The organism is Thermosphaera aggregans (assembly GCF_014962245.1).
GTDB lineage: Archaea > Thermoproteota > Thermoprotei_A > Sulfolobales > Desulfurococcaceae > Thermosphaera > Thermosphaera chiliense.
The window spans coordinates 965,707-987,403 of the sequence record NZ_CP063144.1; the positions used below are offsets into that span (position 1 = coordinate 965,707).

Consider the following 21,697-nt stretch of genomic DNA (forward strand, 5'->3'; position numbering starts at 1 on the left):
CTGTGTTTTTCTCATAAAATTGTTAATGCCCACCCGGTGGCAAGGCCCGCGGCAAAAGCGAGTGCGAAGCCGAGGTACCAATACCACAGTATTCTAATCACTAGTCTCAAGTTAACGTTTCCAACGCCTTTAGCCAAGCCAACCCCTGCGACGCTTCCTAGGACTAACCCGGTCATCGAGCTGGGCAAGCCCATTCTTGTAAGGAAAAGTGTGGTGACGGAGGCTGAGAAATTCGCGATAAACGCCGAGTCATTGTTTAAAACCGTTATCTCCTCCCCGATGGTTCGAGCAACCCTCAACCCCCATGTTATAATCCCCGCTGACAAACCTCCAGAACATAGTAATAGTGCGAAGGGATTCACAGTTAAACCTTCTTCAGGGGTAGAGTTTAGAGATAACGCAGCAATGACGCCTGTGAGCGGGGCTGCTGAGTTCGCAACGTCATGGGCACCGTGTGTAAAGGCTATCATCCCCGAAGACAACGCTAGGGCTTCAGGCGGGAATATTCTACCAGTGTCTAACTCCAATTTTCTAGTCGCTCCAGCAGCCTTGATTAAGGAGTATATGGGAATAGCGTTGAAGACCGCCAAGACAGTCGCAATTAATACATACCAGTAGTACTCCAGCCCCGTGGGCGGTGTCAACAATAATACTGTCGAGACACTGAATATGTTAAAATAAGTCACCACTAAAATGACAATCATCCATGGTTTTTTAAACCCTATGAAAAACTCGTAAAGCTTGTAAGAAAGTAACCCGGCAACTATTCCTAAAATAGGCAAAACAATCCATAAACCCAGTAGTCCTGAGACAAGCGCTAAATTAGTTGCCCTTCCCCCGGTATTGCCAAGTGAAAAACCTGTTAAAACACCTATTAAGGTTTGAGTAATACTGAATGGTATTCTTCTCCTCGTCACGGCGAGTATCAATAAAAACGTGATAAACATGGCGATTGTTAGTCCAACAGCGTAGGATATAGGGTTAAAAGCCGCTGGATTAACCACTTTTCTCAAAATAGTCTCGGAGATAAAACCTCCATATAAAACTCCACCCACAAATTCCGCAACCCCTGCTATTATAAGAGCTCTCCTCAGGGGAAGAGCTTTTGCTCCTATCAGAGTTCCCAGGCTGTTTCCAGCATTATTGGCTCCATCTATCCATGCCAGTAAAAAAGCTACTAGGCTGGCAACCCCTATTCCAATGATGTTGATTGATAACACTTTCTATTCATCTCGCAAGCCATCTAGGAAACAAATTCTTTTTAACCTATGTGATATAAAAACTTTACCATGGAATGTGAGATAAGTAAAAAAGCTATTTGATGACCATCCCTTTCAAGCTTTTAATCCATTCCTCAGTGGCTTCCGAAGCAAATGCTGCGGCAAGTTTCGACGCATTATAAACGTCCTCTAGATCCAACACTTCCACAGGGCTGTGGATGTATCTGGATGGGATGGAGATTGTTCCAGCGGGAACACCATCCTTGTTCAAGGCTATAATAGAAGCGTCTGTGGTGCCTCCGGGAACAACATCGAGCTGGTAGGGTATTTTATGCTTCTCGGCCAGAGTGACCAGGAAGTCTACTACTTTCGGATGAGCGATTAAGCCCGTTGCATTCCTTCCATCAACGATTTTAATGGCAGGCCCTTTTCCAAGCCTGGTAAACCACTCACTCTTGGCCACGCCGGGTACGTCGCTCGCGATAGTGACGTCCACCGCTAACGCCACGTCGGGTGTTATACCGTAGGCCGATGTTCTAGCACCTTTTAATCCTACCTCTTCCTGCACCGTGAACACGAAGTACGCGTCCACTTCGGGCTGACCCATCATTTCCAATGCTTTAATCAACGCTGCAACCCCAACCCTGTCATCGAAGGCCTTGCCTGTTATGCGGTTACCTGAGAGCTCGGATACATCCCTATCGAAAACTACGATATCTCCGTTTCTAACGCCGAGCTTCTCTACTTCCTCCTTTGAGGAAGCCCCTACGTCTATAAACAACTCCCTTAGCTCTGGAACCTTCTGAGCCTCCTCGGGCTTTATGACGTGCGGAGGCTTCAATCCTATAACCCCGCGAATCATCCGGCCGGTCCTTGTTACAACAATGACCCTCTGGTAGAGGAGGGTTCTCTCGAGAACTCCTCCTATTGGTATCGCCCTCAAGAACCCATCGTCCTCGATGTGGGAAACGAATAACCCTATCTCATCCATGTGTGCTGCTAGCATTAGTCTTCTATCGCTGGTCTTGCCCTTCTTAACAGCTATCACGTTTCCCCACGCATCAATCCACAGTCTATCCGCATACGGCTTTACCAGCTCGACAACCTTATCTCTAACCCTGTGTTCATAGCCGCTTGGCCCCGGTAATTGAGTTAACTCCTTTATCAAGAGTAATAATTCCTCTCTCCAAGACATGCGACTCACCAACAATAACTAGTGATGGTTAAAATATTAACTTATCGCAGAAATCCGAGAGTTGCCCCTATTTTCTCGAAATCCAGTAGTTTCGAATGGTTTAAAAGCTTTATTTCTTGCTCGCCTGTCAAAGCGTACATGGAAGATGATTTAGATTCATAGAGGTAAAGAATGAATGCTTTTCTAACATCCGCGTTCAAGATTTCATCGCGATAACCAAGCAATGATGAAAGCTCATTCATAAACCTGTACTGTGTTAGGAGACGATAATACTGTATATCGGCATCGCTTGATTTCCCGCCAAAAATTATTAATCTCTTCAATATCCCCTTACTCTCCCCCTCAGCCTTTCTCTTCTCAGACGCCTCACCTATTTTACCTAGGAATTCTCTTTTAGTGTTCACAAGATAAGCCTCTATTTCACTCTTGCTACATAGTTTGGAATCATCGGGCGCCACTGGAAATCCCCGCGGATGTGTTAGCAAAATGTCGTTCAATGTTGACATAGGTAGTTTGAACGATAATAACAGCCTATCACCCATGATCGGGTTCTTTAAAAACTTGAAGAAGAAGCAGTCAAAACCGTAGACAGTGCTAGCCTCGTAAGGTTGTATTAGTCCTGTTGGAACCCAGAAGCAGTAATTCCCTTTCTCACATTTGCTCAATAATTTATCCGCAACGTGTAAATAACCCAGCAAAGACCTCACCGTTAATGATTGAGAAAGAGATTGTAAAAAACCTTACTTCCTGATAAAGTGAACAGGCTCCCCTAGTAAGTATTCCGCAACATCTCTAAGAGACTCTGCAACAGTTAAATGAGGATACGGAACTGAGGTTGCCTCCTTAAAGGAAAGCCTCCCGAGGTAGAGGGGAAGATATGCGGATATAACTTCGGAAGCATTAGGCGAGACTACTTGGATGCCGAAGACTTTCTCGCTTTTCTCGTCCAATAGTATTTTGACAAAGGAGTTTCTACCACCTTTTATTTTCACGGCGGCCAAGTAGTAAATAGGCAGTTTTACTTTAACGTATTTAATACCCATCGTTGACAACTCCTTCTCGGTATATCCAACGCTGGCCACTTCTAGCCCTGTGAAAATAGTTATTGGAACGAGATGATAGTCTAGCTTAAAAGTTTCCCTTCCAGCTATTTTCTTCGCCACCGCGACGCTCTCTAGTATTGCCTTGTGAGCCAGCTGTGGCCCGCCGATGACGTCACCGGTTGCATAAATGTTTTCAACGTTTGTCCTGCACTCATCATTCACGATTACGTATCCCTTTTTGTCCAAGGAAATGCCTGCCTCCTCCAAGCCAACACCCTTGGTCTTGGGGGTTCTTCCAGTCGCTATCAAAACTTTGTCAACCGTCAAAATCTCCCCATTAGAAAGTTTCACGTTGTACTTGCCCCCGGATTTCTCAACATTCTCGACACTAGTCTTTTCCCTCACCTTCACCCCGTTGCCTGCTAGATAGGTCTTAAGTGCTTGAGCGATATCCTTATCTGTGAACGGTAGTATATGATCCATTATCTCAACAACCGTTACCTCTACACCGTTTTTGGAGAATACGTTCGCCATTTCAACCCCTATTACTCCTCCCCCGACAATGAGGATACTGGAGGGTTTCTCCCTCATGAAGAGCGCTTCCCTATTGCTGAGGATGCCTTCCCCGTCGAATTTTACATGGGGCAGTTGCGAGGGATCTGTGCCAAGCGCCAATATGATCTTATCAGCTTCCACTTCCCTCTTAGACCCATCCTCGGAAATAGTGACTTGGTGAGGATTCTTTAAAACCCCTTTCCCGCTTAAAACCTCGACACCGCTTGCTTCTAGGAGATACTTTATCCCTTCTCTCGTTTCCTCAACAATGCTTTTAGCCCAGTCGACAACATCTTCCCATTTATAGCTTGCTTGTCCCTTTACCTTTTCGACAACCCTAACCGCTTCGGCCACTTGATATAATGCTTTGCTCGGGACACATCCCCAGTTTGTGCATTCTCCCCCTATCAGCTTCTCCTCAACCACGGCTACTTTGAACCCGCGCTGAGCCAGATATACTGCCCCGGGATACCCCCCTGTTCCAGACCCGATGATTACCACGTCGTATTTCATTTAATCTCTCCCTTCACCCTTTTCAAATGAAGTCTCCACGTAGGGGTAACCGTGGATGGGTGATTAGCTTTTACCAAGTCTATTCTCCCTACAGAAGTGTTGACCGGCCATTTCTTCGGCTCCTTGGGGTCTTGATATGCTATTCTGCTGATTTCCTTCAATCTTTCAGCATATTTCTCAATGTTCTCAATGGTTTCAGTCTCAGTGAACTCTGTCATCAAGGCCTCCTTAACTATTAGCGGGAAGTATATTGTCGGAGCGTAGAAGCCTGCGTCAAGCAAACCCTTTGCTACATCCTCGGCTGTAACACCTAACTCTTCCATCATGGGCTGAGCGCTCAACACCACTTCATGCTTTCTGAACCTGCCTTTTCCGTATGGAATCTCGTACCCTTTCACGTTCTCCATTAGCTTCATGAAGTAGTTTGTGTTTAACACTGCAAGCTCTGTAACCTTCCTCAATCCTTCATTACCCATCATCAATATGTATGTGTAGCCCCAGATTAGCGGCGTAATGTTGCCGAAGAATGCTTTCAAGAACCCTATGCTATTCTCGCCAGGAGCTTTCAACCTGTATTTCCCGGTCTTCTCATCGTAGATGACATAATAGCCTGGAAGTAGGTCGCTTAGCCTGATGTTTTTCTCAGCATCAACAACTCTATCTTTAATACATACTGGTCCCGCCCCGGGTCCACCGCCTCCGTGCGGGGCTCCAAACGTCTTGTGGACATTTAAGTGGGCAATGTCGAATCCCATATCTCCTGGTCTAGCGTAACCCATTATCCCGTTCAAGTTTGCTCCGTCATAATATAGTAACCCGTCTACACTGTGAATTAACCGTGCTATCTCTAGAATATTCTCTTCGAACAAGCCTAGGGTGCTGGGATTCGTAATCATCAAGCCTGCTGTTGACTCGCCGACAACGCTTTTTAGGGCCTCCAAGTCAACGTTGCCATCGCTGTTAGACGGGATTTCGACCACTTTAAACCCGCCCATGGCTGCGCTCGCAGGGTTTGTCCCGTGAGCCGAGTCCGGCACAATTATCTCTGTCTTCTTATCTATCTGCCCCTTCAGCTCATGGTATTTTCTAATCAGCAGTATTCCTGCCAGCTCGCCATGGGCTCCTGCTGCTGGGTGTAGACTACAGTAGTCCATCCCTGTGATGTTAGCGAGCCATTTCTGCATCTCATAGATCATCTCCAGTAGCCCCTGCACTGTATCCTCATCCTGTAAGGGGTGGAGCCCGAGTATTCTAGGATCGCTTGCCACCTCCCAGGCTATTCTGGGGTTATACTTCATAGTGCATGAGCCGAGGGGTACCGGTCCGTTGTCGACTCCATAGGCCATCTCGGTTAACCGGGTGAAATGCCTCATAACGTCTACTTCACTTAACTCTGGGAGGTCTGGATCGATTGTCCTCGCCATGTCCTCGCTCAGCTTTATCGAGCCAACCTTTTCCTTAACTTCTTTCTCAGGCTCAGGAACTAGGAAGCCTCTTCTCCCTTTAACGCTTAACTCAAAGATTAGAGGTTCTGACCATTTAGCCTGCCTGAACATCTCACCCACCTCCTGTAAGAATCTCTTTGAGAAGATCAACTAGCTTATCGATATCGGTTTTAAAGTGTAGTTCCGTGAAAGCCCATAGCGATGCTTCGCCCAGCTCCGGATATAGGTGTCCTATGTAGAGGCCTCCGTGAACGCCCCTATCCAGTAGTTTCTTATGCACTTCTCTATAGGTTTTTCCAAACCCGTTTAACGATACTGCGAACTCGTTAAAGAATTCGCCGCTGAAAACTCTGTTCAACCCGATTTCACTAAACCTTGAAGCAGCGTAATGCGCTCTGTAGTAATTGAGCTCGGCGAGTTTTCTCAAACCAGTTTTACCAAGCAACGATAGATATACTGCTACTCCGATAGCAGCCAGCGCTTCATTAGTACAGATGTTCGATGTCGCCTTTTCCCTCTTAATGTGTTGCTCACGAGCTTGGAGAATCATTGCGAAAGCTCTCTGGCCCCCTTCCTGCGTCGTGGTTAATCCAATAATCCTTCCGGGCATCTGCCTTATTAGGTTCTGATCATATCTTACCGCGAAAATGCCGAGGTAGGGTCCCCCGTAATTTAATCCGAGGCCGAAGGGTTGACCATCACCTACCGCGATATCGGCGCCCACCTCGCCGGGAGCCTTCAACAACCCTAGGCTCACGGGGTAGACGCCTGTGATGTAAAGCGCGCCTTTCTCTCGAACAATCTCGCCAACTGTTTTTGCGTTTTCAATCACTCCGAAGAAATTCGGGTACTGTAAGTAAACGCCTGCGGTTTCGGAATCTACTTTGCTCTTTAAATCTTCAATGTCAATAGAGCCTTTTTCTCGGTCGTAGCGTACCCTTTCAATTCTCACTCCCTGGGGCCATAAGTACGTCTCAATTACTTTGAAGTGGAAGGGGTTGACATTGTAGGGTACTACTACCTTTCTCCGCCCTTTTTTCACTCTCACACTCATCAACAAAGCCTCGGCGATAGCTGACGCCCAGTCATACATTGAAGCGTTCACAACCTCCATCTGGAGTAACTCAGCCATCAAGCTCTGATACTCGAAAATCGCCTGCATCAAGCCCTGGGAGATCTCCGCTTGATATGGAGTGTAAGCTGTTAAGAACTCGCCCCTCGACAATATGTATTTAACCAGTGGTGGAACATAGTGAGGATAGACGCCTCCCCCCATGTAGGGCGGTGGATTAAAGATTTTGTTCTTCGACAGCTTTTCCTCAATAATTCTCTTAGCCTCCAGTTCAGAAAGCATACGTCCTTTACCTATTTCAAGACTCATCCATTTTTCTTGGCTTATTCTCGCCTCGGGAGGAATATCCTTAAACAATTGCTCAACGCTGGAGATTCCTATAGTCTCCAACATCTTCTTAACGGTTTCATGGGAAGAATTGGGTATCCATGGATGTGTAGACATGACTACACCAGATATTAATCTATAACTACTCTTATTTAAACTAAGGGCGGTAGGGTTTATTTTCTAAATTGAGGCTTAATATTATATTGGCGATGAGCTTGCCCAAGATCGCATTATTAGAATACTATATTGAAAAACTAGGTGCTGAAACAGGATTATTCGGGGATTGGGAAGTCCCTTACAGGTATACCAACGCTATTGAAGAACACGTTAATGTGAGAAATAATGTAGGTGTTTTCGACGTATCCCACATGGGCAGGATTGTCCTACGGGGGCCGGACGTACTACCTTTAGCGCAATACTTGTACACTAAAGATGTTTCAAAAACAAAGCCTTCCTGGATGAGCGGCCCCACTCTTGCCCTAAATCAATGGGCCAGGGTTAAGGATGATGAAATGCTCTACAAGATTAGCGACGAAGAATGGTACCTAGTTACTAACGCGCTCGCCAGGGAGAAGATGGTCAACTACATTAAGAGTGTGATAGCGGAGAAGAAATTCAAGGTTGAGATTACAGATATAACGTTAGATACTTCAATGCTGGCTGTCCAGGGACCTAGGGCTGCCGAGTTAATGGAGAAAATTGGTGCTAAATGGGCAACCGACCTGAAAACCCTTGAGTTTAGAATGGGGGAAAACATTGGGGAAGTCAAAACTCTCCTAGTAAGCAGGAGCGGTTGGACAGGGGAAGACGGTTTCGAAATATGGGGCGGTCATCATGAGATTAAAAGTATAGTGGAGAAACTCATCGCTAATGGTGCAAAGCCAGCGGGGCTAATAGCTAGAGATACCTTGAGGATTGAAATGGGGTTTGTCTTAGGGGATCACGAGTATGGAGAAGACCCGTTGAAATTCCCCTGCGCGCTCTCCTTGCGCTACGGCCTGGGCGCAATAACATGGGAGAAAAAGGGGTTCGTCGGCGAGGAAGCATTAAGAACGTGTAAGAGGGAAGGGGTTAGATGGGTTAGAGTAGGGTTGAAGTTTGGCAAGGAAGCGGGAAGACTTGTCCCGAGGACAGGGATGCTGGTTTACTCTGAAGACGTCCAGGTAGGATGGATTACTAGTGGAACGTTTTCGCCAATCTTGAACAGGGCAATAGCGATGGCATATGTTGACTCGAGGTATGCTGTTTTCGGAGAGGAGTTAGAGGTACTGGTAAGAGATAAGAAGTATAGTGCTAAAATCGTGGACTTTCCCTTTATTAAAAAGTAGAAGGACCCATATTATAATGTTTTATTAATATCCAAACCATTATTTTTCTTGGTGTGTAACTCATGACTTACGAGTTTGGAGAGGAAATAGGGTTGGACACTCTACTCCAACATTACCCATCGCTGAAGGAAGTGATTGATCTAACAGTTAACCATACCGTGTGGAGAAAGAGACATTGCTTAAACATGATCGCGAGTGAGAACGTGATGTCCCCTCTAGCAATGCTAGCCTACATGAATGACATGATGCACCGGTACGCAGAAGGCAAGCCCTACAAGAGGTTCTACCAGGGTCTTCAATATGTGGATGCGCTCGAAGTCAAGGCTATGGAAATAATGGGCGAGCTTCTTGAAACAAAATACGTTGACCTGAGACCTATAAGCGGAACAACCGCGAACGCTACCGCATTCAGGACTTTCACGAAACCTGGAGACAAGGCTTGTGTGGCCCCTGTTCAAGCCGGTGCCCATGTAAGCCATACAAGGTTTGGAACCCTTGGGGCGTTGGGTATTGAGCAGATTGAGCTTCCCTTCAGCCTTGAGGAGTGGAATATTGATGTTGACAAGGCTGTGAAAATGATCGAAGAGGTTAAGCCGAAGATAGTTACCCTCGGAGGCTCACTTTACATATTCCCACATCCAACCAAGGAGATTGCCGAGGCCGCTCACGCCGTCGGAGCCAAAGTAATCCACGACGTTGCCCACGTCCTGGGTCTAGTAGTAGGGAAAGTATGGGAGAACCCGCTGAAGCTGGGCGCTGACGTAATCACTTCTTCCACACATAAAACCTTCCCAGGACCTCAAGGCGGATTATTCGCGACTAGGCTGGAAGAGGATTATAAAGAAATGGGGAAGGTTGTATTCCCAATGTTTGTCTCCAACCACCATCTCCACAGGTTAGCCGCCATGGCGGTAACCGGGATTGAGATGAAGCTTTGGGGTGAGGACTACGCCAGGCAAATAGTCATTAACGCTAAGGAATTAGCGGCACAGTTAGCTGCTGAAGGATTTAAAGTAGTAATGGAGAGCAAAGGTTACACTTCAAGCCACCAGGTGATAGTTGATGTAGCCGAGCTTGGGAGAGGGACTAAGATAGCGAAGATGCTTGAAGAAGCAAACATTATAGTTAACAAAAACATGCTCCCGTATGACAGGCCAGAGGATGTAAAGGATCCGAGTGGTTTGAGGATAGGGACGCAGGAGATCACTAGGTGGGGTATGAAGAAGGATGAGATGAAGGAGATTGCGAAATTCATGAGAATGGTTGTCATAGATAAAAAAGACCCAAAAGAAGTTGCCAAGATGGTTTCAGAGTTTAGGAAGAACTTCATGGAGGTCCAATACGGCTTCAAGATTACCCGTGAGGACGAAGTACGGTTGTTGAAAATCATGCTACATGCAGAGGCTTTTTAACATACATGGGCATTAAAGATATAGAAGGGATGGGCTTTGAGCGAGGATATTGTTGTTGAGTTGAAATCTAAGAAGTATATTGTGAAGAAGGATCGAAGATACACGGAAACGGATGAATGGGCAAAGCTTGAGGGAAGCGTGGCTATTGTCGGGCTAACAGATTACGCTCAGAAAGAGCTCAAAGACATTGTTTCAATAGAGCTCCCAGAAGTTGGTCGAAAAGTTAGGAAAGGAGAGGAATTGGGGGTTGTAGATTCGATCAAAGCATCAAGCTCTTATTACTCTCCTCTCACCGGGGAAGTCGTTGAAGTCAATGAAAAATTAACAGGTAATCCTGAACTCGTTAATAAAGACCCCTACGGGGAGGGTTGGGTTTTCAAGATTAGAGTTGAGAATCCTGGAGAGTATGATTCGTTGCTAACTCCTGAGAAATACGCGGAGAAGGTGAAGACTTCTCATCATTAGTTTTTTTAAATCACTCATAGTCATTTATAGGTTTTAACCAACTAGTGATGGTTAAAAACTCATGTTGTTTAAATATACAGGGATGTGGAATGAAAGGATTCTATAGCGGGAGAATTGAGTCTATAACTCCCACAGAATTTGCCTCAATGATTGATCACACGTTGCTAAAGCCTGATGCAGACTACAAGATCCTTGAAAAATATATCAACGACGTCAGAGAGCACGGGTTTAAGCTGTTAATGCTACCTCTTTCTCTTCTCGACAAAGCCTTAGAGATAGCCGGTAGGACGATAAAATATGGTGTCGTAGTAGGGTTTCCACTCGGCAACACTTCTACAAAGGTGAAAGTTTTCGAAGCTGTTGAAGCGGCCTCTTCAGGGGCTTCTGAAGTAGATATGGTAATGAACATTTCTCTATTCAAAAGCAGGGAATACGCGAGGGTGTTGGAGGACATATCCACTGTGGTTGCGGAGGCGAAGAAGAAAGGAGTTGAATCGGTTAAGGTGATAATAGAAACAACGCTTTTAGACGATTCCGAGAAGATAAAAGCTGTTGAGCTTGTCTCGTCAGCGGGCGCTGACTTTGTTAAAACAAACACCGGTTTCCTAGGAGGTGGTGCAACTGTTCACGATGTAGCACTTCTATACAGGGCCTCGCAAGGCAGGATTAAGGTAAAGGCTTCAGGAGGAATTAGGCATGCATTGGATGCTCTCGCACTTATTGAAGCAGGTGCTAGTAGGATTGGGACAAGCAGTGGCGACAAACTCATGAAAGAGTTTTTGGAGCTCACGGGTGAGGCTTAATGAGTGAGGAAGGGTTTTACTTAGTAGAGCCTGCTGGGAAAAGCCTTAAGTGTTTATTCAAGATTAAGCGGGTCTTAGCCTTAGAGAAAACGCCATACCAGGAGATAGCTTTTGCTGATCTGGAAGGATTTGGAAAGTCATTAATCATAGACAACTATGTGCAAAGCACCGAAACAGATGAGCACTTCTATCATGAATTGCTTGTGCAACCCGCGATGACCTTACATCCAAACCCGAAGAGAGTTCTAATTATCGGTGGAGGGGAAGGTGCTACTCTTAGAGAGGTTTTAAAACACAAGACCGTGGAAGAGGCTGTTATGGTTGATATTGATGAAAAAGTCGTAGAGTTTTCAAAGAAGTATTTAGAGCATATGCACAGGGGAAGCTTCGACGACCCCAGGAGCAAAGTCATAATAATGGATGGATTCGAGTATGTGAGGAAAGCTCCGCAGAAGTATTTCGACGTGGTGATAATGGATTTAACGGATCCATATGCGGGGGAAACGGCTAAAGCACTCTACAGTAGCGGGTTCTATTCACAAGTGAAAAAAATAATGGCAGATAACAGCGTACTAGTCACTCAAGCTGGGAGTAGCTACTTCTACCCTGACGAGTACAAATACGTGTTAACGAGTCTAAGTAGAAACTTTGGTTTGATAGGCGAATACTGGACCTGGATCCCCAGCTTCGGATTAAATGTAAACTTCATCATAGCATCTGACACTATTAATCCGTGGAATATTGATCCAATAGAGTTTGATAAGAGGCTCCAAGAGAGAGGTGTTCAAGTCAAATATGTTACTGGTAAAAGATTCTTAGGTTTACTCTTAGTCGGAGTTGTCTATCCTTATTGATTTTTCAATTTCAATCCTCAATAGTTGTCTTCTCGAACAACTCGGCTGCTAAAGCTGTTAATGCTATGGAGAACATCCCGGCTGTTAACAGGTCAATATACCAATTCATGTAATCGAAGCCGACATCGGCCCCTGCGAGCCAGTATCTCACTCCATGCACGGAGTATGTTAACGGGTTCAGCTTAGAGACGGCCTGCATCCACCCGGGCAGTTGTGTCAAGGGATAGAAAACTCCGCTGAGAAACATTAAAGGCATGGTTAGCAAGTTTACGATCACTTGGAAACCCTCCATACTGCTGAATTTCAATGAGACCGCTACCCCTAGACTCGTGAAACCGAGGGCTGTAGTGAAGATATAGAGTAGCCCGATGGGAACGTTAACGAGTTTTAACCCGCTTGCAAATGGTAGTGATACAGCGATCACGACTAATGCTTGTATAGTGCTAACAATAGAGTCTCCAACTATCCTTCCGAGGATTACGATCTTTCTCGACGCAGGGGCGACAAGGCTTTCCTTAAGAAACCCTACTTGCTTATCCCATATAACACTTATACCCGATATGAAGCTTCCAATAAAAGCCGTTATCACCACAAGGCCGCTAACTATGAAGGTTATGTAGTAGACTCCGCCAAATAATTTGTTGAAGTATGATTGGATGATTAGTGTAGTGTTTACTGGTATTGGTAAATTATCAAAGGGGATGTTTATGTTTCCGCTGAAAATACTGCCGAAGCCGAGTCCTATGAAGAAGAGCCAGAGAAACGGCTGTAGTATCACGGAAACAACTCGGGACCTAGAACTAACCCATCTTTTAAGTTGCCTGTAAACCATTCCTGTGAATGCGTTAAACTCTCTGTTCATTCCATCCTCACCACCTAAAACCTCTCCTCGGGGGAAGAGGCGCTGTTTCCTCCAATTGATCCCTTAACTCTCTTCCTGTCAAATGTAAGAAAACATCATTGAGGGTTGGTCTCCTATAGTTTATCTCAAGTATCTTAACGCCGTTATGGTTTGCCACCTCGAAGATCTCTGGTATACATCTCGACGCGTTGTCCACTAGAAGTTCCATTCTACCATCATTGGTTAGCTTGCAATCTTTAACGAAACTCAGCTTCCTGCAGAAGCCTTGCGGGTCTCCTGCGAGCCTTAACAAGATTACATCCCGTCCTAGCATTGACTTTAATTCTTCAGAGGAACCCATTGCTACGATTTTACCATGATCCATTATAGCAATCCTATTGGCTAATTCCTCGGCCTCATCCATGTAGTGAGTGGTGAGTAAGATTGTCATATCGTATTCTTTTCTTATTTTCCTAAGATACTCCCATACCTTATTCCTCGACTGAGGGTCCAATCCGATCGTAGGTTCATCCAATATGAGTACTTCCGGCTCATGAAGCAAACTTCTTGCGATTTCAAGCCTTCTCCTCATTCCGCCGCTGAAGAATCTTACCTGCTTATCCTTGAAATCTCTTAACTCCACTAGCTCGAGGAGATCGTTTATCTTTCTCCCCAACACACTCTTATCAATACCGTATAACTTACCATGTATATACATGTTATCGTAAGCCGTGAGCTGGTTGTCAAGACTTGGGTCTTGAAACACTATTCCAATCTTTTCCCTTACGAGCTGTGGTTTTTCTGAAACGTCTATACCACTAACAAGTACCTTTCCAGATGTCGGCTTCAAAAGTGTTGCTATTATGTGAATAGTGGTGGTTTTACCCGCCCCGTTTGGACCCAGCAATCCGAATATTTCCCCTTTCTTCACGGTAAAGGAAACATCGTTTACGGCCGTCACGTCCTTGAATTTTTTCACAAGGTTTTCAACAACAATCATTTCTCTCAATAAACCTCACCCAAAACGTTTTTTAATTGAATGTGAAATGAACGAATAATGTCTTTTAGAATATGCTTCTCCTTCTCTCCGAGCTTGTCAAGGTTTTCATAAATATTTTTCAAACGCATTAGTAATTCGGGAATCCCAAGCTCCTTCATCTCCCTCATCCTTTTTTCAAACAGTCTGAGCTCGTCCATCACGGAATTGTTTGTTTTCAAGTATTCTAAGCCCTTTTCAGTAATACTGTAGACTTTCTTCAAACGGGAACCGTGAACCTCCTTTCTCGAAGAAATAAGTCCCTCCCTCTCAAGCATTTTCAATAACGGGTAAAGTAGGCTTGTATTGGGCTTCAATCCAATAGTGCTGAAAATATCCTTCGCCAACGCGTACCCATGCTTATCTCCAATCGATAATTCCTCCAAGATTTTAAGCCTTAAATACTTCTTGAGAGGGGTTTTTATCACGTTTCCCGACCGGAAATTTATATTGTGAAATATGTTTAAAAACCTATCTTAAAATATATTTCGATAAATTGGGGGTTTAGAATGAGCGAAATAATTAAGCTCATTAACGTTAAGAAAGTCTACAGAGTTGGAAGTGTTGAAACGGTGGCTCTTAAAGGAGTAAGCATGAGCATCAGCAAGGGCGATCTGCTCTCAATAATGGGTCCAAGCGGATCGGGTAAGTCAACTCTACTGAATATGATCGGCCTTCTAGACAAGCCTACTGAAGGCAAGATTTTAGTTGAAGGAGTTGATGTTACAAGACTCACCAGCGATCAAATAGCTGATATAAGGAATAGAAAAATAGGTTTTGTTTTCCAACAGTTTAATTTGATTAACAGGCTTACAGTCCTGGAAAATATTGAACTACCTTTGATAGCCAGGGGGGTGCCGAGAAATATTAGGGTGAAGAAGGCTGTTGAGGCCCTGAGGCTTGCTGGAGGCGATGAGTCATGGCTCCGCAAAAGACCTAACCAGCTCAGCGGTGGTCAGCAGCAAAGGGTTGCTATCGCGCGAGCACTTGTGGGAAGCCCGGAGCTAATCCTGGCTGATGAGCCGACAGGAAACCTTGACAGGAAAAGCGCTAGGCTTGTAATTGAAACCTTCCTGAAGCTTAACGAATCGGGGATCGCTGTGTGCGTGGTGACGCATGATCCCGAGATTGCTAACTGTACGCGTAAGGTTTTTATCATAAGAGATGGGTCAATCATGTCTGTGGAGGAGCCTGATAAAGATAAGTGTATTTTACACACTGTTCAGGGGTGAAAACTCGTGAGGAAAAGCTTGGTTGCGACTTTACTAAATGCTCTGATTTTATTCTCAATATTTAACACACTTATCTTTGTTAGTGACACGCAAGAATGGGTTATTGAAAACGTTTCTTTCACATCTTCAGCCAACACACCAGTTTATCCGGGTAGCAGGGGTGCCAAGCTCTTAGTGGAAGCGAGATACAGTGGGGAATCCAATGCCACATCCCCCCTTGGCTGTCTAATCGGAATACCGGATTCGTTTACAATTCCAAACAAGTGTTCAACGGGCTTCGATGGCGAGAATAAACCCCTCACTCGGGTGAGCCCTGGGGAATTAGTGAGGTTTGTATTTAACGTCGACGTTGACAGAAACGCCCTGCCTGGTTTCTACTCTATGATGTTAAACATCACTTACTTCACTGTTGAAGGAGGCGTTCAATACTCCCTGCTACCTTTGAACGTTGAAATCGCTGAGCCCTCTCCTTTAGAGATAGCAGTGGAGAATGCGTATTTAACTCCCTACGCATATCCAGGGGCTAACAATATCGGTTTAGTTGTGAAAATCAGAAACATTGGAAATACAGCCATATTAACACTAGATGCAACAGTTCACCTGCCAGATGTGATAACCCCCTCCACAGCTAATATCACCTTAGGAGGGATACAGCCCGGTGATTCTGCAACCATCTATGTACAAGGCTTAACGATAAGTCCTTCCGCTCAGCCAGGGGAACATACTATTTCCATAGAACTGAACGCTACATTGGTCACGAGCGATGGCGTCAGATACGCTTCCAACACCTATGTTCAAGCAAGCGTCACAATTTCCAGCCAGCCTAGCGTGAACGTGCAAATACTGGATTACGGGTTAACTGCTGAGGTGGTTTTAAGCGGGTTAAACAATACGAACGCATACGTGACTTTACAATCCATCGAGCCTGGAGTCATAAATCTGATTTATTACCGGGCTGAAATATTGAACGGGTTCTTCCTGAACGGGAGCAGGGTAAAGCTTGGCGAATTGAATTCTGTTTTAAACTATTTAGATACTTATTCGTTGGTTATAGACGGGGTCTCCATTGATGAGGGGGCTGACGGTATTATATTGCTTCTTAGTCTAAACGTTCAAGTCTCAAGAGAGGGCGCTTCGTATCCAGCATCTATTAACTTCACGATTTACATACCTGTAACGGTGAAGGAGCTTTCAGTCCACGTATTGAACGTGGAATGGTCTTCTTCAAACGCCTACCCCTCATCCACAGGCAATACCCTCATAGTGTCAATCCTCAATCTAAACTCTTTCACTTTAAGGGATACTATTGCGACATTAACCCTTCCAAACGTATTCTATCCACAGCAAGTAACAGTTTACAACGCCGTAATCAACGCCTACTCTGTCTCGGAAATAGCTTTCTCCGGGATCACGATATCTTCGCTGGCTCAGCCAGGTGAGTATTCCGCAGAGCTTACTTTGCAAGGAGTTGTAGTCAATAGGGACGGCTCTACTGGCCTCTTATCATTTAAATACACCTTGGAATTAACTGTGAACGATCCAAACGATCTAACCCAATACGCTCAGGAGTTGCGTATCCTAGATTACTACTGGGGCGATGGAACACCTATCTATGTTTACCCCGGTAACTCGCGAGCACCAATAACTATTACGATTCAAAACCCTGGCCCATTCAGTGTAAGCAACGTTATAGTATCGCTTGAAGCCGTGGATAGAGACGTATATGTCCTGAACACTAAGTCATTCTGCAGTCCCGCTATAAGCCCTGGAGGCATTTGCAATGCAGTATTCTACGTTAACCTGTCTAGTTCGTTGCCTGGTGAGAAAAAATTTGTAGTGAATACAAGTTACTACGTGAATGCTTTTAACACTGCAGTGTTCTTTGAATTCTCCAAAACCATATCCTTAACACTATATAATTATCCAGCTGGAGAGGGGGTTGTGCTTGCAGAATACAGGTGGTCGAATAATTATCCAGCATACCCCGGGTCTGAGAAAGCACTGTACTACTTCTCAATAGTAAACCTTGAAGCGTATCCTGTATACTCGCTATGGCTGGAGATACAGCTACCTGAGGGCTTCAAGATTTCGCAGGGATACTCGCAGAGAATTTACGTGCCAGGCCCTGTTCAAAGCCTCCAGACACTCTCTTACAGCATTCCACTTAACATATCATCGAATCTAACACCTGGAGTCTACAGTGGGCTTTTGAAAGTGCATTATTATCTGCAAACCGCGGGGGGAGGGGTTAGAAAAACCGTAGCATACCCTGTTGAAATAGTCGTGCAAGATCCCTCTTCAGCCTTCACCCTCCTTAGCTATGGATGGCTGTCGGGTGAGCCTTCACCGCCCTCTAAAGGAGTCAAGTATTTCCTTGTGTTCAGAAATAATGACATTCCCTCAATGACAAACCCTGTGCTGAAATTAATACTACCGCAAGGAGTTACCGACGCTTCAACCGGGGAAGCCTTTACAAACGCTCCCTCGAGCACGTTCCCTGGGGGAGTTTCAGCCACTCCTCAGCTCGCGCAACTGATTCAATACCTGTATGGAAACATTCCGCAAGGCTCGAGCTTGCCGGCATCTCCCTCTTCCTATACTAAAGGAGATATCATCGTGTTCCTTCTCAACCTAAACATCGAGTCAGCGATGCCCGATAAGATGGAGATTAATGGTACCATCGACTTCGTGGACCACTGGGGCTCAATATTTCGCCAACCAGTGAGCCTTCCGCTCGTTGTAAGGGGAAGCCCTATAGTGTTGGAGGTCAACGCTACAAGCCCCTTAATAGTTTTCAACAACGGAACCGGTTTATTTGAGCTTGAAATTAATAACCCCTCGGTATTTAATGCATACGAGCTATACGTTGTCCTCGCGCCCTTAACTGGGAATGCAATACCGCAAGGAAATGTAAAGTATGTCCCAGTTCTACCGGGGAACTCTAAGCAGGTTGTTAGGTATGAAGTTGTGTACAACCCTGTCTCAATCAGCATAGGAGCTGGTGTCTCAGCAACCTCTCTTTCAACAGCATTCACAGCCACTTTAATCTATAAGGATTCCTCCGGCTACGTAAGAATGATCAACAATACTGTGGCAGCGGTCATAAAGCCCTTCATAGAGTTACAGATAGCTGAGGAAACAAATGCCAAGTATTCAAGTGGAGTGCTAACGGTTAACGGATTACTATACAATACTGGAGTGTCTCAGGCTCGAAGCATAGTAGTGACTTTAAAATATGGGGATAAAGAGTCTAAGACTCTAATGGGTGATCTAGACCCTGGCTCGCAATCACCATTCAGGCTTGAGCTTAAAAATATTGAATTCGCAAGCGAAAAATGCATGATCATTGTATCATATAGGGATAGCTTCAACATCGAATACTCTATTTCCAAGGAGATACCGGTTTCAATTTTACAGCCATCTCCACCGCTCACAACGACCCAGCCTCCAACAGAGGTTTCCTACATCGCGGTAATCGCAATCGTAAGCTTGTTCTTAATAGGGGTCTTCCTGTTAATTTACCGTCTCATTAGCAAATACAAAATCACCGTGGTCGAGCGCTAATGCGCTTGGTCGACATGATAAAGCTGAGCACGAAAACCCTTTCCGAAAGAAAGGTGAGAGCGGTTTTAACCATTATAGGAATAGCGATAGGACCGCTGGCCCTTATAACAATTTCTAGCGTTACCAGCGGATATGGGAACTACATTGTTCAAAGCATACTTGGTCTCGGTCAAAACATGATCGTTGTTATGCCTGGACAGAATTACAAGCTCACGCAGGATGATTTGGAATTGCTTAAGTCTATTGAAGGAGTCGTAGATGCAACACCATTCTACTCCACCCAAGGCGAAATAACAATAGGAGGAGAGAGAAAGACTGTTTTCATATACGGCGTGGATTCTAACTTTCTTTTGCAAGCAATAATAAGTCTTCAGGTAAAAGAAGGATCTCCTCCATTGGAAACGGATATTGGAAAAGCAATGATAGGTTACTCGATCGCTTTTGATAACTCGGGGGCAAGGCAGTACGGTATCGGTGACGTTATTTCTGTAACAGTATATCAGATCGGCGAAGGAGGGAGAATAAAAGTCAAAAGATTAAACGTGGCTGTTACAGCAGTGTTGGAGAAATACGGGGGCGCCGCTTTCCTCAACCCTGATCAGACCATATTTACCCCAATAGAAACCATTCAGAGAATGCTGGGAATCAAGGATTGGACGGGCATTTTGATTTTAGCTGAGAATCCGTCCCAAGTCGACCAGGTAACCGCAAAAATACGTGAAATCTACGGTGGAAACGTAGACGTGATTTCGTTTCTCGCCATAGCTCGAATAGCGATGAGTATTATAAATACGGTTGATTTCATAACTTTTGCCGCCACGCTGTCAGCCTTCGCTGTCGCAATAGCAGGAACCGCTACAACAATGATTACAAGCGTGATCGAGAGAACAAGGGAGATAGGCGTGATGAAGGCTTTGGGCTTCAAGGACCGGCAAGTCCTTCTTTTAATAATCATGGAAGGAGTTCTAATGAGCCTGATAGGGGTGGCCGTGGGGAGTGCTTTCGGAGTTGTAGGCGCCCATTTACTCTCAAAATATGGGTTAACAATAACGGGAGGAGGCTTTGCCGTGAGGATTGAAGCCTCGCCTGACCTATCACCTATTCTTTTCATAAGGACGACTATTTTAACGATTCTCGTCGGAATCGCCGGTGCGGCGTTCCCTGCTTATAGGGCTATGAAAATACCGCCGGCCGTGGCCTTGAGATACGAGTAATTGATATTCTTGATTTTTTAAGATCAGTGTAAATAAATCCTAAATGGTGGGTAAAATTGTCTAGTAACGCCTACGAATTGATTAGCAAGTGGCTTGTTGAGGAATCATTCACTATCAGAAGGCTTGAAGCCCCTCCGGAAGCTAAGATATTGTGGGGGCTGGACGTTTTCACGCCTGGTCAACCAAGTGTTAACTTCAAAATAATCAACCCTGCTGATAAGCCAGACCGGGTTTTGATCGTGCTAGGGATAGGGATATCTCCGGATCACAGGAGAGAGCTCGATAAGCTGAAACAGGCTGAGAAGTTGAAAGTTATCTCTAACATTTTGGGAAAAGCATTGAGCGTGTGCATAGATTGTCAGATAACTGTTCAGCCCAATATGATTGATCCTCAAGCGTTGAGCATACTACTCGCCCTTTTCAACGAGGAAATAGCCCTGTATGGCAAACCTTATTTCATAAGACTTGTAGCAAGAACTCTTAACACTTATTTCGCAATAATCTCCGGGTTTAATGAGTGGTTTCCAGTAATCCCAGAGGATTCTAGAAAGAAAATCCAGCCCTATGCTTAGAAAGGAGGGAATTTTAATGCAGGCCTGGCTCCTCTACTCGGTTATTTCTCTTATTTTATGGGGGGTGTGGGGAGTGATTTTAAAATACTCGAATAATTTCTACAATACAGTAACAACTTACTATCTCAGCACGATCGGGTCTTTTGCGACGGCGACGGTTTTAACCCTGATCATGAAGAACGATTTCAACGCCAACCCCCTTAAGCATATGCAATATCCACTTATAGCAGGATTCTTTGGAACGCTTGGATACTGGTTCATGGTTAAAGCACTGGAACAGGGTAAGGCCAGTATTGTTATCACGGTAACTGCTGTCTACCCTATAATTACTTTAGCATTATCAATTCTAATCTTAAGTGAGAAACTTACCCTAACACAGATCATTGGGATATTAATGGCAGTGCTCGGCATCGTTCTCATGAGTACTTAGTATTGTGAAAGGGGGGTTGCTTGACTGGGAAAAAATACGGCCTCTTGACCGAAAAACAGTATCGGATCCTAGAGTTGCGGTCTAAAGGCTATACTCAGGCGCAAATAGCGAAAATCCTGGGCACTTCAAGGAGCAATGTATCAATGCTCGAGAAGGCTGCCTTAGAAAAAATAAGGCTCGCTAAGGAAACCTTAAAACTATATCAAGAGCTGAACTCAGCCGCTGTAGTCACTGTTGAACCGGGAACCCATCTCGTCGACATCCCTGGAATTATCTTAAAAAAGGCCGATGAAGTTAATGTTAAACTTAGGGTGAATTTCACGCTTATTTACGATATGTTAAGGTACAAGGCAGGACAAAAAGGTAAGATAACTGATAGAAGGGTCAAAATCCTCATAATGAGGGATGGCTCTATAGATGTGTTAGATTAGATGGACCGGCCGGGATTCGAACCCGGGACCTCTGCCGTGCGAGGGCAGCGCTCTTCCAGCTGAGCTACCGGCCCTAAAATTTAACGATTGTTGCTAAATACTAATAAGCTTTAACATTGGTTTTGAAAAATCTCGACATGATGTT

Annotated in this window: 20 protein-coding genes and 1 tRNA gene; 11 read left to right on the top strand and 10 right to left on the bottom strand. The window is 45.0% G+C overall.

The window, feature by feature from the left end; all coding sequences use genetic code 11:
- Positions 1–11: 11 nt before the first annotated feature.
- From IMZ38_RS05495 to gcvPA, 6 genes are all read right to left on the bottom strand, one after another.
- The gene (locus IMZ38_RS05495) at positions 12–1,220 is read right to left on the bottom strand and encodes an inorganic phosphate transporter (protein WP_193435897.1); all 1,209 of its coding nucleotides are present in this window, start codon (positions 1,218–1,220) and stop codon (positions 12–14) included.
- Between the two features lie 94 nt (positions 1,221–1,314).
- Positions 1,315–2,415, bottom strand: a complete 1,101-nt coding sequence (locus tag IMZ38_RS05500; protein ID WP_193435898.1) for a M42 family metallopeptidase — start codon at positions 2,413–2,415, stop codon at positions 1,315–1,317.
- A 41-nt stretch (positions 2,416–2,456) separates the two neighbouring features.
- A complete protein-coding gene (locus tag IMZ38_RS05505) occupies positions 2,457–3,080 on the bottom strand; it encodes a hypothetical protein (RefSeq protein WP_193435899.1) in 624 nt (207 codons plus the stop codon).
- 75 nt (positions 3,081–3,155) lie between these two features.
- On the bottom strand, positions 3,156–4,526 hold the full coding sequence (gene lpdA / locus IMZ38_RS05510) for a dihydrolipoyl dehydrogenase (protein ID WP_193435900.1): 1,371 nt from the start codon (positions 4,524–4,526) through the stop codon (positions 3,156–3,158).
- Positions 4,523–6,082 (bottom strand): aminomethyl-transferring glycine dehydrogenase subunit GcvPB, encoded by a 1,560-nt coding sequence (gcvPB, locus tag IMZ38_RS05515; RefSeq protein ID WP_193435901.1) that lies wholly within the window; start codon positions 6,080–6,082, stop codon positions 4,523–4,525. The genes lpdA and gcvPB overlap by 4 nt, the downstream gene beginning before the upstream one ends.
- Before the next feature lies 1 nt (position 6,083).
- Positions 6,084–7,487: an aminomethyl-transferring glycine dehydrogenase subunit GcvPA gene (gene gcvPA / locus IMZ38_RS05520; protein WP_013129276.1), complete on the bottom strand. Its 1,404-nt coding sequence runs from the start codon at positions 7,485–7,487 to the stop codon at positions 6,084–6,086.
- Positions 7,488–7,585: 98 nt separating this feature from the next.
- On the opposite strand from gcvPA, the gene gcvT reads away from it, so the two are divergent.
- The 5 genes from gcvT (at position 7,586) to IMZ38_RS05545 (ending at position 12,232) form a co-directional block, all read left to right on the top strand.
- Entirely contained in the window at positions 7,586–8,698 is a 1,113-nt protein-coding gene (gene gcvT, locus IMZ38_RS05525; RefSeq protein ID WP_193436937.1) for a glycine cleavage system aminomethyltransferase GcvT, read from the top strand.
- Between the two features lie 62 nt (positions 8,699–8,760).
- Positions 8,761–10,110, top strand: coding sequence for a serine hydroxymethyltransferase (glyA, locus tag IMZ38_RS05530; RefSeq protein ID WP_193435902.1), 1,350 nt, complete (start codon positions 8,761–8,763; stop codon positions 10,108–10,110).
- Positions 10,111–10,146: 36 nt separating this feature from the next.
- A complete protein-coding gene (gene gcvH / locus IMZ38_RS05535; protein ID WP_193435903.1) occupies positions 10,147–10,575 on the top strand; it encodes a glycine cleavage system protein GcvH in 429 nt (142 codons plus the stop codon).
- Positions 10,576–10,664: 89 nt separating this feature from the next.
- Positions 10,665–11,378, top strand: coding sequence for a deoxyribose-phosphate aldolase (gene deoC / locus IMZ38_RS05540; protein ID WP_193435904.1), 714 nt, complete (start codon positions 10,665–10,667; stop codon positions 11,376–11,378).
- Entirely contained in the window at positions 11,378–12,232 is an 855-nt protein-coding gene (locus tag IMZ38_RS05545) for a spermine/spermidine synthase domain-containing protein (RefSeq protein WP_193435905.1), read from the top strand. Before deoC ends, IMZ38_RS05545 begins: the two co-directional genes overlap by 1 nt.
- A 10-nt stretch (positions 12,233–12,242) precedes the next feature.
- Here the strand turns inward: IMZ38_RS05545 and IMZ38_RS05550 are convergent, their stop codons facing one another.
- From IMZ38_RS05550 to IMZ38_RS05560, 3 genes are read right to left on the bottom strand one after another with little or no spacing between them, the layout of a single operon-like run.
- Positions 12,243–13,094, bottom strand: a complete 852-nt coding sequence (locus IMZ38_RS05550) for an ABC transporter permease (protein WP_193435906.1) — start codon at positions 13,092–13,094, stop codon at positions 12,243–12,245.
- A 7-nt stretch (positions 13,095–13,101) separates the two neighbouring features.
- On the bottom strand, positions 13,102–14,073 hold the full coding sequence (locus IMZ38_RS05555) for an ATP-binding cassette domain-containing protein (protein ID WP_193436938.1): 972 nt from the start codon (positions 14,071–14,073) through the stop codon (positions 13,102–13,104).
- A gap of 5 nt (positions 14,074–14,078) precedes the next feature.
- Positions 14,079–14,537 (bottom strand): PadR family transcriptional regulator, encoded by a 459-nt coding sequence (locus IMZ38_RS05560; protein ID WP_193435907.1) that lies wholly within the window; start codon positions 14,535–14,537, stop codon positions 14,079–14,081.
- A gap of 81 nt (positions 14,538–14,618) precedes the next feature.
- On the opposite strand from IMZ38_RS05560, the gene IMZ38_RS05565 reads away from it, so the two are divergent.
- From IMZ38_RS05565 to IMZ38_RS05590, 6 genes are all read left to right on the top strand, one after another.
- Positions 14,619–15,341 carry an ABC transporter ATP-binding protein gene (locus IMZ38_RS05565; RefSeq protein WP_193435908.1) on the top strand — a complete coding sequence of 241 codons (723 nt, stop codon included), beginning with the start codon at positions 14,619–14,621 and terminating at the stop codon, positions 15,339–15,341.
- Between the two features lie 324 nt (positions 15,342–15,665).
- Complete coding sequence (locus tag IMZ38_RS05570; protein ID WP_193435909.1) at positions 15,666–18,905, top strand: COG1361 family protein; 3,240 nt, start codon at positions 15,666–15,668, stop codon at positions 18,903–18,905.
- Complete coding sequence (locus tag IMZ38_RS05575) at positions 18,905–20,119, top strand: ABC transporter permease (protein ID WP_193435910.1); 1,215 nt, start codon at positions 18,905–18,907, stop codon at positions 20,117–20,119. Before IMZ38_RS05570 ends, IMZ38_RS05575 begins: the two co-directional genes overlap by 1 nt.
- A 56-nt stretch (positions 20,120–20,175) precedes the next feature.
- Entirely contained in the window at positions 20,176–20,691 is a 516-nt protein-coding gene (locus IMZ38_RS05580) for a DUF2299 domain-containing protein (RefSeq protein ID WP_193435911.1), read from the top strand.
- Between the two features lie 16 nt (positions 20,692–20,707).
- Positions 20,708–21,121 carry an EamA family transporter gene (locus IMZ38_RS05585; protein WP_193435912.1) on the top strand — a complete coding sequence of 138 codons (414 nt, stop codon included), beginning with the start codon at positions 20,708–20,710 and terminating at the stop codon, positions 21,119–21,121.
- A gap of 20 nt (positions 21,122–21,141) precedes the next feature.
- Positions 21,142–21,552 (top strand): Tfx family DNA-binding protein, encoded by a 411-nt coding sequence (locus IMZ38_RS05590; protein ID WP_193435913.1) that lies wholly within the window; start codon positions 21,142–21,144, stop codon positions 21,550–21,552.
- Between the two features lies 1 nt (position 21,553).
- Here the strand turns inward: IMZ38_RS05590 and IMZ38_RS05595 are convergent.
- A tRNA-Ala gene (locus tag IMZ38_RS05595) sits at positions 21,554–21,626 on the bottom strand.
- Positions 21,627–21,697: the final 71 nt, after the last annotated feature.

Excerpts from the sequence above, each read along its gene's own strand:
- IMZ38_RS05575 (WP_193435910.1), top strand. The coding sequence starts at position 18,905 with ATGCGCTTGGTCGACATGATAAAGCTGAGCACGAAAACCCTTTCCGAA.
- IMZ38_RS05550 (WP_193435906.1), bottom strand. The coding sequence starts at position 13,094 with ATGAACAGAGAGTTTAACGCATTCACAGGAATGGTTTACAGGCAACTT.
- IMZ38_RS05585 (WP_193435912.1), top strand. The coding sequence starts at position 20,708 with ATGCAGGCCTGGCTCCTCTACTCGGTTATTTCTCTTATTTTATGGGGG.
- deoC (WP_193435904.1), top strand. The coding sequence starts at position 10,665 with ATGAAAGGATTCTATAGCGGGAGAATTGAGTCTATAACTCCCACAGAA.
- IMZ38_RS05565 (WP_193435908.1), top strand. The coding sequence starts at position 14,619 with ATGAGCGAAATAATTAAGCTCATTAACGTTAAGAAAGTCTACAGAGTT.
- IMZ38_RS05545 (WP_193435905.1), top strand. The coding sequence starts at position 11,378 with ATGAGTGAGGAAGGGTTTTACTTAGTAGAGCCTGCTGGGAAAAGCCTT.
- glyA (WP_193435902.1), top strand. The coding sequence starts at position 8,761 with ATGACTTACGAGTTTGGAGAGGAAATAGGGTTGGACACTCTACTCCAA.
- gcvPB (WP_193435901.1), bottom strand. The coding sequence starts at position 6,082 with ATGTTCAGGCAGGCTAAATGGTCAGAACCTCTAATCTTTGAGTTAAGC.
- IMZ38_RS05500 (WP_193435898.1), bottom strand. The coding sequence starts at position 2,415 with ATGTCTTGGAGAGAGGAATTATTACTCTTGATAAAGGAGTTAACTCAA.
- IMZ38_RS05555 (WP_193436938.1), bottom strand. The coding sequence starts at position 14,073 with ATGATTGTTGTTGAAAACCTTGTGAAAAAATTCAAGGACGTGACGGCC.
- lpdA (WP_193435900.1), bottom strand. The coding sequence starts at position 4,526 with ATGAAATACGACGTGGTAATCATCGGGTCTGGAACAGGGGGGTATCCC.
- gcvPA (WP_013129276.1), bottom strand. The coding sequence starts at position 7,487 with ATGTCTACACATCCATGGATACCCAATTCTTCCCATGAAACCGTTAAG.